This window comes from Cupriavidus sp. (genome assembly GCF_057315035.1).
In genome coordinates this window covers 158,634-170,337 of record NZ_DBHKYV010000012.1, presented here as the reverse complement: position 1 = coordinate 170,337, position 11,704 = coordinate 158,634, and the positions used below count along the sequence as shown (strand labels likewise).

Below are 11,704 nucleotides of genomic sequence, written 5' to 3'. Positions count from 1 at the left end.
TGGAGCAGAACTTCCGCTTTGCCGCGCCGCTGGCCGACCGCTTCTACGTGATGGAACACGGTGCCATCGTCGAGCGCTTCGCCGCCGACGAACTGCAGGCCAAGATGCCGGTGCTCAACGAACTGCTTGGGGTCTGACCCACTGCGCCGTGCAGGCGCCAGGGTCTAACTTTTATCGTATCGACGATGGCAGCAAGGTGGCGTGAGCGCGCCGCCGCAACTCAGGAGACAAAACATGAAGATGACTCGGCTGGCGGTCGCAGTGGCGGCTACTGTCTTTGGTGCGTTTGCAGGGGGCGCCTCGGCGCAGGTGTCGGGCGACACCGTGAAGATCGGCTATATCACCGACATGTCCGGACTGTATGCCGATATCGATGGCCCGGGCGGCCTCGAGGCGGTGAAGATGGCAATCGAGGACCACGGCGGCAAGGTGCTCGGCAAGCCGATCGAACTGGTCTCGGCCGACCATCAGAACAAGGCTGACATCGCGGCGTCGAAAGCGCGCGAATGGATGGACCAGCAAGGCCTGGACATGCTGCTGGGTGGCACGAACTCCGCCACGGGCCTGGCCATGAACAAGGTGGCGCAGGAAAAGAAGCGCGTCTATTTCAACGTGGGTGCCGGCACGGCGCGCCTGACCAACGAAGAGTGCTCGCCGTACACGGTGCACTACGCCTACGACACGGTGGCGCTGGCCAAGGGCACCGGCAGCGCGGTGGTCAAGCAGGGCGGCAAGAAATGGTTCTTCCTGACTGCCGACTACGCGTTCGGCCACTCGCTCGAGAACGACACCGCGGCCGTGGTGAAGGCCAATGGCGGCACCGTGGTGGGCCAGGTACGCCACCCGCTGTCGGCATCTGACTTCTCGTCGTTCCTGCTGCAGGCACAGGCGTCGAAGGCCGACATCCTGGGCCTGGCCAATGCCGGTGGCGACACGATCAACGCGATCAAGGCGGCCAAGGAATTCGGCATCACCAAGAACATGAAGATCGCCGGCCTGCTGATGTTCATCAACGATGTGCACAGCCTGGGCCTGAAGAACACCGAAGGCCTGCTGATGACCGACAGCTGGTACTGGGACATGAACGACGACACGCGCAAGTTCGCGAATCGCTTCTTCGGCAAGATGAAGAAGATGCCGAGCAGCTTGCAGGCCGCCGACTATTCCGCGATCAGCACCTACCTGAAGGCCGTGGACGCGGCCAAGACCGATGATCCGGACAAGGTCATGGTCGAGTTGAAGAAGATGAAGATCAACGACTTCTACAACAAGGGCCAGATCCGCGCCGACGGCCGCAATATCCACGACATGTACCTGATGCAGGTGAAGGCCCCGGCCGAGTCGAAGAAGCCGTGGGACTACCTGAAGGTGGCGGCCACGATCCCGGGCGACCAGGCGTTCACCACGGTCGCCGAGTCGAAGTGCCCGATGATGAAGAAGTAAGCGAACCCAAGATGGTTTGCTCCCCTCTCCCGCACGCGGGAGAGGGGCAGGGGGAGAGGGCAGGCGCATATTCCGCGACAAGCCGTAACGGAAATCGCCTTGCCTTCTGTCCCGACCTCTCTCCCACAAGCGAGAGAGGAGAGACATACCAACAGGCAATCTGAGCCATGGATATTTTCGGAATTCCGCTACCCGCCATGCTGTCCCAGCTGCTGCTGGGGTTGGTCAATGGCGCTTTCTACGCGATGCTGAGCCTGGGGCTGGCCGTGATCTTCGGCCTGCTCAACGTGATCAACTTCGCGCACGGCGCACTGTTCATGCTCGGTGCCGTGCTGGCATGGGCCGGCATGGAGTACGCAGGGCTCAACTACTGGGTAATGCTGGCGCTGTCGCCGCTCGTGGTGGGCCTGCTTGGCGTGATCATCGAGAAGACGATGCTGCGCTGGATCTACAAGCTCGATCACATCTACGGCCTGCTGCTGACGCTGGGTATCACGCTGATCATCGAAGGGGTGTTCCGTTCGATCTACGGCGTGTCCGGCCTGCCGTACTCGCCGCCCGATGCACTGCAGGGCGCCACGGACCTGGGCTTCATGATCCTGCCGAACTATCGTGCCTGGGTCGTGGTGGCGTCGGTGGTGGTGTGCCTGGCCACGTGGTTCGTGATCGAGAAGACCAAGCTGGGTGCCTACCTGCGCGCCGGCACCGAGAACCCCAAGATGGTGGAAGCGTTCGGTGTGAACGTGCCGCTGATGGTGACGCTGACCTACGGCTTCGGCGTGGCACTGGCCGCGTTCGCGGGCGTGCTGGCGGCACCGGTGATCCAGGTGTCGCCGCTGATGGGCCAGAACCTGATCATCATCGTGTTTGCCGTGGTGGTGATCGGCGGCATGGGATCGATCATGGGTTCGATCATCACGGGCCTCGGGCTCGGCGTGATCGAGGGCCTGACCAAGGTGTTCTATCCGGAAGCATCGTCGACCGTGGTGTTCTTCATCATGGTGATCGTGCTGCTGCTACGCCCGGCCGGGCTGTTCGGGAGGGAGAAGTGATGAGCGGACCGACGGGACAAACCGCGGTGGCGGTGGAAGCCAAGGGCTTCAAGGAAGGAACGGGCTTGCAAAAGAAAGTGCTCTACGGCCTGCTGTTGCTGGGCCTGATCGTCGCGCCGCTGGCCGGCGCGTATCCGGTGTTTGTGCTGAAGGTGCTGTGCTTCGCGCTGTTCGCGTGTGCGTTCAACCTGCTGATCGGCTTTACCGGGCTGCTGTCATTCGGTCACGCGGCGTTCTTTGGCGGTGCCGGCTACGCGGCCGGCCATGCAATGAAGGTATGGGGCGTGACACCGGAGGTGGGGCTGCTGTGCGGCACGCTGGCAGGCGCGTTGATCGGCTACGTGGTGGGTTCGCTCGCGATTCGTCGCCAGGGCATCTACTTCTCGATGATCACGCTCGCGCTGGCGCAGATGCTGTTCTTCTTCTGCCTGCAGGCGCCTTTCACTGGCGGTGAGGACGGCCTGCAAGGCATACCGCGCGGCAAGCTGTTTGGCGTGCTGTCGCTGTCCGACGACATGACGCTGTACTACGTGGCACTGGCCATCATCGTGGCGGCGTTTGCGTTGATCGTACGCACCGTGCATTCGCCATTCGGACAGATCCTGAAGGCGATCCGCGAGAACGAACCGCGTGCGATTTCGCTGGGTTACGACGTCGACCGTTTCAAGCTGCTGGCCTTCGTGATCTCGGCCGCGCTGTCGGGCCTGGCGGGTTCGATCAAGGCGCTGGTACTGGGCTTTGGCACGCTGACCGATGTGCACTGGTCGATGTCGGGATCGGTGATCCTGATGACGCTGGTGGGCGGCCTGGGCACGCTGTCGGGCCCGATCGTCGGCGCGTTCGTGGTGGTGGCGCTCGAGAACAAGCTGGGCGATATCGGGACGTTCCTGGCCAATCTGACCGGCATCGGCTGGTTCAACGTGCTTGGCGAATCGGTGACGATGGTGACCGGCATCATCTTCGTGATCTGTGTGCTAACGTTCCGCCGCGGCATCATGGGCGAGCTGATCGCGCTCACGAATCGCAAGAAATAACCGATGGGCAAGTGCGGGTCGGGCGACATGCCCGATTTTGGGGCTAGGGTTATTGCTGACTTGTTTCATACGCACCGGTTCGTTACATTGCATATACGGTTTTCGCAGGTTACTTGGAGGCGGAAGCGAGGAGACGACAGGCGCGCACCCGGTGTCGGGTAGCAGCAGCCAATACGATAAAAGGGCGTTGCCGGGTGATCCCTGGCAACGCCTTTTTCATTTCCTGCCTCCGGATGTTCGCGATCCGCCCCTCGGATTCACCCGGGTGCTGCCCGATGCATGTTCGGCATGACCACCCGCCAGCCCCCGTGCGACAATGCCAGGCTCGTTTCGCAGCCCGCCATGTCCAGTCCTTCCGAACCCCAAGATTTGTCCGCCACGCAGCGCTGGGTACGCCCCGGCGTCAACGCCGATGCGCCCGCGCTCGATGTGTGGCTGATGGGCCGCGCGCCGTTGCCAGTGCCGGAAATGCGCGCGCGCAGGCTGTCGCTGGAAGCGCTGCTTGAGCAAGGCGGCCACGGCATCTGCCTGCTTGGCGGCACCAATGCTGTGCACGCCACATTCGATTGCCTGCTGCCGGTCACACTTATCCACAGCTTGTCCACCGGTGGGCGCGTGGCGATGGTCGCCGAATGGTGCCCGCCTGCGGCATTGCCCGCTCTCTGGCTGGGGCTGTGTTGCACCGTGCTGGCCGACTGGTGCCGCGCGCATGGCATCCGGCGTATCTGTATGGCACCGGGCGTGGTCAGCGATGCCGGAATGGCGCCTGAGGGCTTCCAGCCCGACCCGACCGGGCTTTGGGTACGCAATCTCGTGCCAACGCCCAAGCAGCTCGGATAGCGCCCTCCGTCGCCGGCATCTCATCAGTATCCTTCCCTCGGGTTCACCCATCTCTCGACTGTTCCACCATGGAGTTTGTGTTTCTGGCTGCTGCCGCCTTCCTGGCCGGCATGATTGACGCTGTGGCAGGCGGTGGCGGACTGGTGCAGATCCCGGCGCTGTTCTCGACATACCCGAACATGGCCCCGGCCACGTTGATCGGCACCACCAAGTTGGCGTCGATGGCGGGCACCGCCAATGCGGCCGCGCGTTATGCACGCAAGGTACGGATCTACTGGGGCGCCACGGCGCCGGCGATGATCGCCGCGTTCATGCTGTCGATGGCCGGGGCCTGGACGCTGACGAAGATCCCGGCGGAGCCGTTGCGCAAGGCCTTGCCGTTCGTGTTGCTGATCCTGCTGGCCTATACGGTGGCAAAGAAGGACCTTGGCGCCGAGCATGCACCGACGCTGTCCGGCACGCGGGAGCGCGTGGCGGTGCTGCTGGCGGGCGCGGCGATCGGTTTCTACGACGGTGTCTTCGGGCCTGGCACGGGCAGCTTCCTGATGATCGTGTTCGTGCGCGTGTTCGGCTATGACTTCCTGCATGCTTCGGCATCGGCCAAGGTCGTCAACCTGGCCACCAACCTTGCCGCACTGCTGTTGCTGGCGGCCAAGGGACATGTCTGGTGGCAGCTGGGTATCGTGATGGCCGTAGCCAATGTGGCCGGCAGCCAGGTGGGCAGCAAGCTGGCGCTACGCCACGGTAGCCGGTTCGTACGCAAGGCATTCATCGTGGTGGTCAGCGCGCTGATCCTGAAGACCGCGTACGACGCATTCCTGCGCCAGGCCTGAACACCAGAGCACCAGAACTCCAGGGTGCCAGAACACCGAAACCCGATACTGTTGCGCCCGCGCTGCTGCGGGTTAATCCCGCCTATTCGTGGCAAATCGCTGTGTTAGACTCGGTTCGCATTCCCGACCGTGCGGTCGGGAAATGCCACTGCGCAATCCGGGGGTAATACGCGCAGGACGGGAAAGAAGGGGCGAGCTTCGATGTTCCGCACCCATCGGATGCCAGCGCGGATGCCTGCGCTGCAACCGGCAGAGAGCCTGCACAAGCAGGCCGAAATAAAAACAACTGAGGGCATCCGTCGGCCGGAAGCCGGCGGATGCCTTTTTCCGTTTCTGGAACCGAAGGAGACACGCCATGACGTTCAAGCGCGCCAGCTTGCTGGCTCTTGCCGCCGCCAGCCTCTTTGCCGGGGCGGCCAGCGCCCAGGTGAAGGTTGGGGTCACGGTATCGGCCACCGGGCCGGCCGCATCGCTGGGCATCCCTGAAAAGAACACGTTCACACTGCTGCCGAAAGAGATCGCGGGCAAGAAGATCGAGTACATCGTGCTCGACGACGCCACTGACACGACCACGGCGGTCAAGAACACGCGCAAGCTGATCAGCGAGGACAAGGTCGATGTGGTGGTGGGTTCCACCGTGACGCCGAACTCGCTGGCGATGGTGGACGTGGCCGCCGAAAGCGAAACGCCGATGATCTCGATGGCCGCCTCGGCCCGCATCATCGAACCGATGGACACCAAGCGCGCCTGGATCTTCAAGACCCCGCAGAACGACTCGCACATGGCTACCGCCATTGCCGAGCACATGACCAACAACAACGTGAAGACGGTGGCGTTCATCGGCTTTGCGGATGCCTACGGCGACAGCTGGGCGCAGGAATTCGCCAAGGTCGCGGAGATGCGCAAGATCAAGGTCGTGGCCAACGAACGTTTTGCGCGCACCGACAACTCGGTGACGGGACAGGTCCTCAAGATGATGGGCGCCAACGCCGATGCGGTGCTGATCGCAGGCTCGGGTACGCCGTCGGCACTGCCAGCCAAGGCGCTCAAGGAACGGGGCTACAAGGGCAAGATCTACCAGACCCACGGCGTGGCCAACCCCGATTTCCTGCGCGTCTGCGGCAAGGACTGCGAGGGCACGTTCCTGCCAGCCGGGCCGTTGCTGGTGGCGGAGCAGTTGCCTGACAGCAATCCGGTCAAGAAGCCGGCCCTGACCTACAAGACCGCCTACGAGAAGGCTTTCGGTGGCCAGGTTTCGACCTTTGGCGGACACGCCTGGGATGCCGGCCTGCTGCTGCAGAACGCGATTCCGGAAGCGCTCAAGAAGGGGCAGCCCGGCACGAAGGAATTCCGCAAGGCCTTGCGCGATGCGCTGGAGCAGACCAAGAACCTGCCGGTATCGCACGGCATCATCAACATGACGCCCACCGACCACCTCGGCATGGACCAGCGCGCACGCGTGATGGTGCAGATCGTCGATGGCAAGTGGAAGCTGCAGAAGTAAGCCGGCAGGCATCAACCGCGCGAGGGTGTGCAAAGGTGTGCGTAACGGCGCAGGGGCGCATGGACAAGCCATGCGCCCTTTTTTTGCCCGCCGCGCGCCGAAGACTATGTAGACGGCAACGCAGCCATTAAGCTGACGTTGCGGACCCATCACGATACGGGGAGACAATGGACCTTTCGATTGCGGCCATTCTGGCGCAGGACGGCATCACCTCCGGCGCGATCTACGCGCTGCTGGCACTGGCCTTGGTGCTGGTGTTCTCGGTGACGCGCGTCATCTTCATTCCCCAGGGCGAGTTCGTGGCCTACGGCGCGCTCACGCTGGCCGCGATGCAGGCCGGCCATGCGCCACAGACCACGTGGCTGCTGCTGGCGATGGGCGTGCTGACGTTCCTCTACGAATGCGTGGCCGTGCTGCGCAGCCCCGAGCTGCGCAGCACGGCGGCGCGCAGGCTGGCAATCCTGGCCGGCAAATACCTGGTGTTTCCCGGTGCGGTCCATCTGCTGGTGCAGCAGTATGCCGGCCAGCCCTTGCCGATGATCGTGCAGATCGCGCTGACGCTGCTGATCGTGATTCCGCTCGGCCCCATGCTGTACCGGCTGGCCTATCAGCCGCTGGCCGAAGCGAGCACGCTGGTGCTGCTGATCGTTTCGGTCGGCGTGCACTTTGCACTGGTGGGGCTGGGGTTGGTGATGTTTGGCGCCGAAGGCTCTCGTACCAATCCGTTCTCCGATGCACGCTTCGACGTGGGCAGTCTCAGTGTGTCGGGACAGAGCCTGTGGGTAGTGGCCGTGTCAGCCGTGCTGATCGGCGCTTTGTACTTCTACTTCGAGCGCACGCTGCAAGGCAAGGCGCTGCGCGCAACGGCCGTGAACCGGCTCGGTGCGCGGCTGGTTGGCATCGGTACCACGCAGGCGGGCCGCCTCTCGTTCACGCTGGCCGCGGCAATGGGCGCGCTGTGCGGCATCCTGATCGCACCACTGACCACGATCTACTACGAGTCGGGCTTCCTGGTCGGGCTCAAGGGCTTTGTCGGTGCCATCGTGGGCGGGCTCGTCAGCTATCCGGTGGCCGCGCTTGGCGCGCTGCTGGTGGGGTTGCTCGAATCGTATTCGTCGTTCTGGGCCAGTGCCTTCAAGGAGGTCATCGTCTTCACGCTGATCATTCCGGTGCTGCTGTGGCGATCGCTCACCAGCAGGCATGTCGAGGAAGAGGAATAGGCCATGACGATGCTCACCGACAAACCGTTGGAGAAGACCGTGGACACGCAAGGTAGCGCCGCATCGCGCAAGCGTGACGCAACGCAGGGCGCCACGCGCAACCGTATCCTGACCCTGGCGTTCGTGATCGTGCTGGCACTGCTGCCGGTGCTGCCGACGCCCGAGTTCTGGATCACGCTCGGCAACTACATCGGGCTCTACAGCATCGTGGCGATCGGGCTCGTGCTGCTGACCGGCGTGGGCGGCATGACGTCGTTCGGGCAAGCGGCGTTCGTTGGCCTTGGCGCCTACAGCACGGCGTACCTGACCACGCAATTCGGGCTGTCGCCGTGGTTCGGCCTGGTGGTGGGGCTGGTCATCACCGTGGCGTCGGCCTACGTGATCGGATTGATCACGATGCGCATGTCGGGCCACTACCTGCCGCTGGCAACTATCGCATGGGGTCTGTCGCTGTTCTACCTGTTTGGCAATCTCGAGTTTCTTGGCAAGTACGACGGGCTTAACGGCATTCCGGTGCTGTCGTTCCTGGGCATCGACCTGCAATCGGGCCGTGCGATGTTCTACCTGATCTGGGCCGTGGTGCTGCTGGCGGTGCTGGCGATGCAGAACCTGTTGAACTCGCGGCCGGGACGCGCGATCCGCGCGCTCAAGGGTGGCGGCACGATGGCCGAAGCCATGGGCGTGAACACCGCGTGGATGAAGGTGGTGATCTTTGTCGTGGCGGCGATCCTGGCCTGTATCTCTGGCTTCCTCTATGCCCATCTGCAACGTGCGGTGAATCCCACTCCGTTCGGCCTGAACTACGGCATCGAATACCTGTTCATGGCCGTGGTTGGCGGCGTGGGCCATGTGTGGGGCGCGGTGCTTGGCGCGGGCGTGCTCACGATCCTGAAGGACGTGCTGCAGGGGCTGTTGCCGAAGCTGCTCGGCACCACCGGCAACTTCGAGATCATCGTCTTCGGTGTGTTGCTGGTATTGCTGCTGCAGTACGCGCGCGACGGCATCTGGCCGTTCCTGCGCAAGCTGATGCCGTCGGGGCCACCGGTAGCCGCGCCCGATCACGCGGATGCGTTGCCGCTCAGGCAGAAGCCTGGCGCGGGCGAACTGATTCTCGATGTGCGCGCCGCGCGCAAGCAGTTCGGTGGACTGGTAGCGGTCAACGATGTGAGCTTCGAAGTGCGCGCGGGAGAGATTGTTGGACTGATTGGCCCGAACGGCGCGGGCAAGTCCACCACGTTCAACCTGGTCACTGGCGTCTTGCCGCTGACGAGCGGCGAAGTGCGTTATCGCGACCAGATCATTTCCGGCTTGCCATCGCGTGAGATCGTGAAGCGTGGTGTCGGCCGTACCTTCCAGCACGTGCATCTGTTGCCGACCATGACGGTGCTCGAGAACGTGGCTATCGGGGCGCATCTGCGCGGTGACTTCAGCGCGCAGGGCGGCGTGTCGGCGGCGATCCTGCGCATGAATCGTGTCGAAGAGCAGAAGCTGCTGTTTGAAGCCAGGCGTCAACTCGAACGCGTGGGCCTGGCTGATTGCATGTACATGGAGGCCGGTAGCCTCGCACTGGGCCAGCAGCGCATTCTGGAAATCGCACGCGCGCTGTGCTGTGATCCTGCGCTGTTGCTGCTCGATGAGCCGGCGGCGGGGCTGCGCTACAAGGAGAAGCAGGCACTGGCCGAACTGCTGCGCAAGTTGAAGGGCGAGGGCATGAGCGTGTTGCTGGTGGAACATGACATGGACTTCGTGATGAACCTGACCGATCGCCTGGTGGTGATGGAGTTTGGTACGCGCATCGCCGAAGGCGTGCCGGAAGAGGTGCAGAAGAATCCGGCGGTGCTGGAAGCCTATCTCGGCGGTGTCGAGTGAGGAGATGAGATGAGTCTGATACTGGAGGTGAAGGACCTGCACGTGCGCTATGGCAAGGTCGAAGCGGTGCACGGGGCTAACCTGCAAGTGCAGGCCGGCAAGATCGTCACGGTGATCGGCCCCAATGGCGCGGGAAAGTCGACCATGCTCAATGCGATCATGGGCGCTCTGCCTGTGAGCGGGTCGGCCAGCGGCAGCGTGCGTTACCTGGGCCACGACATGGCCGGCATTCCCGTGGAAGGGCGGGTCGGGCGTGGCATGTGCCTGGTGCCCGAAAAGCGCGAGCTGTTCGCGACCATGACCGTCGAGGACAACCTGCTGCTGGGCGCCTTCCGTCGCAAGAAGGCCGGCGAGCGCAACTACCTTGACCAGATGGACGTGGTCTACGAACTGTTTCCGCGCCTGAAGGAGCGGGCGAAGCAGGAAGCCGGGACGCTGTCGGGCGGCGAGCGCCAGATGCTGGCGGTAAGCCGGGCGCTGATGGCCAAGCCGCAGCTGCTGATGCTCGATGAGCCGAGCCTTGGCCTGGCGCCGCTGATCGTCAAGGAGATCTTCCAGATCATCAGCAATCTGCGCAAGACCGGGGTAGCCACGCTATTGATCGAGCAGAACGCCCGGGCGGCGCTGCAGGTGGCGGACTACGGCTATGTGATCGAGACCGGCGACATGGCGATGGAAGGCGAGGCGGCCGCGCTGGCCAGCAATCCCAAGGTCATCGAAACTTATCTGGGCCTGGCCAGGAAGGCTGCCTGAGCCACCTGAGCCGGTCTGATCGACCAAAACTATCGATAGAAGAAATAACGGCGCCGTCTTGGGCGCCGTTTTTATCTATACAGACGATCTTGTTCACAAAATTATCCACAGGCACGATGGCTGCCTAAGAAAGTAGCACTGTGATATCGGCTGCTGCCGCGGCGAGCAGCCATTGCCTGAAAATGTTCAGTGCCGGATGGTCGCGCCGTTCTCGCGGCGAGCACAGAAAGTAGCCACGCGTGAGCGTAACCGGCAGGTCGAATGGTGCGACAACCTGGCCAGCCTGCATGGCGTCACGCACCAGGCAGCGCTGCAGCACCGCTATCCCCATGTCGGCCTTGACGGCCTCCAGCAGGATCGACACCTGGTCGAAGCCTCGCGCAAGCTTCGGCGCAGCACTGGGTACGCCCGCGGCGTGCATCCAGGTCTGCCAGTTGGCCGGTGCAGTGGTGTGGAAAAGTAGTGGTTCATCGAGCAGATCCGCCGGTGTTGTCCACAGGCCAGCCGCACGTTTTGCATGCGCTCGGGCAGGGTGGCATACCGGCACCATCTCGCGCCCGATCACATAGTCCACCTGCCAGTTAGGCCACTGGCCCGCCTCGCCGGTCAGGATCGCGGCATCGGGTCGGGCACCCGAGAAATCCTCGTCACGACGGTACGGCACGAAATCCAGGCGGATATCAGGATGCTTGCGATGGAAATCGGGCAGGCGCGGGACCAGCCATACGCTGGCTAGCGTGGGCACCGCCGAGAGCGTCAGATGATGCCGCCGGTCTTCGCCAAACATTGCCGCGCTGGCGTTCTCCAACGCTGCCAACGGGCCTGCAACCGCGTCGAGGTAGGTACGGCCTGCGTCCGTGAGCGTGATCCTGTGCGCGTTGCGATGGATCAGCGGCTGGCCGAAGTGCGATTCGAGCCGTGCAATGGCGCGGCTGATCGCACCTTGGGTTACGCACAGGGTTTCCGCCGCGCGCGTAAAGCTGCCCAGTCGTGCCGCGGTGGCAAACGCATGCAGCTCGGACATCGAGGGAGAGCGGATGCGCATACCAGGCCTCAGGATGATCTTTGGTAATGGAAGCGTGCAATATAGTCGTTTGTGCAGGGCCGGTAAACTCCACGACACTCGCTGGTCGGTACCCAGATTCGAGAACGAACA

At 63.3% G+C, this 11,704-nt stretch carries 10 protein-coding genes and 1 pseudogene; 10 read left to right on the top strand and 1 reads right to left on the bottom strand.

The features are described from left to right. From ACO550_RS17245 to ACO550_RS17200, 10 genes and pseudogenes are all read left to right on the top strand, one after another. Positions 1 to 137, top strand: a pseudogene (locus ACO550_RS17245) (ABC transporter ATP-binding protein); the annotation flags it as partial. A 97-nt stretch (positions 138 to 234) separates the two neighbouring features. Next, complete coding sequence (locus ACO550_RS17240) at positions 235 to 1,443, top strand: ABC transporter substrate-binding protein (protein WP_315593052.1); 1,209 nt, start codon at positions 235 to 237, stop codon at positions 1,441 to 1,443. A gap of 167 nt (positions 1,444 to 1,610) precedes the next feature. Then, positions 1,611 to 2,495, top strand: coding sequence for an ABC transporter permease subunit (locus ACO550_RS17235; RefSeq protein WP_315593051.1), 885 nt, complete (start codon positions 1,611 to 1,613; stop codon positions 2,493 to 2,495). Continuing rightward, positions 2,495 to 3,529 carry a branched-chain amino acid ABC transporter permease gene (locus ACO550_RS17230; protein ID WP_315593050.1) on the top strand — a complete coding sequence of 345 codons (1,035 nt, stop codon included), beginning with the start codon at positions 2,495 to 2,497 and terminating at the stop codon, positions 3,527 to 3,529. Before ACO550_RS17235 ends, ACO550_RS17230 begins: the two co-directional genes overlap by 1 nt. Before the next feature lie 342 nt (positions 3,530 to 3,871). Further along, positions 3,872 to 4,369: a hypothetical protein gene (locus ACO550_RS17225; protein ID WP_315593049.1), complete on the top strand. Its 498-nt coding sequence runs from the start codon at positions 3,872 to 3,874 to the stop codon at positions 4,367 to 4,369. A gap of 68 nt (positions 4,370 to 4,437) precedes the next feature. Beyond that, positions 4,438 to 5,202, top strand: coding sequence for a sulfite exporter TauE/SafE family protein (locus ACO550_RS17220; RefSeq protein ID WP_315593048.1), 765 nt, complete (start codon positions 4,438 to 4,440; stop codon positions 5,200 to 5,202). A gap of 355 nt (positions 5,203 to 5,557) precedes the next feature. Beyond that, complete coding sequence (locus ACO550_RS17215) at positions 5,558 to 6,706, top strand: ABC transporter substrate-binding protein (RefSeq protein WP_315593047.1); 1,149 nt, start codon at positions 5,558 to 5,560, stop codon at positions 6,704 to 6,706. Between the two features lie 167 nt (positions 6,707 to 6,873). After that, on the top strand, positions 6,874 to 7,926 hold the full coding sequence (locus ACO550_RS17210) for a branched-chain amino acid ABC transporter permease (protein ID WP_315593046.1): 1,053 nt from the start codon (positions 6,874 to 6,876) through the stop codon (positions 7,924 to 7,926). A gap of 3 nt (positions 7,927 to 7,929) precedes the next feature. Beyond that, the gene (locus tag ACO550_RS17205) at positions 7,930 to 9,795 is read left to right on the top strand and encodes a branched-chain amino acid ABC transporter ATP-binding protein/permease (protein WP_315593045.1); all 1,866 of its coding nucleotides are present in this window, start codon (positions 7,930 to 7,932) and stop codon (positions 9,793 to 9,795) included. 9 nt (positions 9,796 to 9,804) lie between these two features. Further along, entirely contained in the window at positions 9,805 to 10,548 is a 744-nt protein-coding gene (locus ACO550_RS17200; protein WP_315593044.1) for an ATP-binding cassette domain-containing protein, read from the top strand. 124 nt (positions 10,549 to 10,672) lie between these two features. Here the strand turns inward: ACO550_RS17200 and ACO550_RS17195 are convergent, their stop codons facing one another. Continuing rightward, entirely contained in the window at positions 10,673 to 11,593 is a 921-nt protein-coding gene (locus ACO550_RS17195; RefSeq protein WP_315593043.1) for a LysR substrate-binding domain-containing protein, read from the bottom strand. Positions 11,594 to 11,704: the final 111 nt, after the last annotated feature.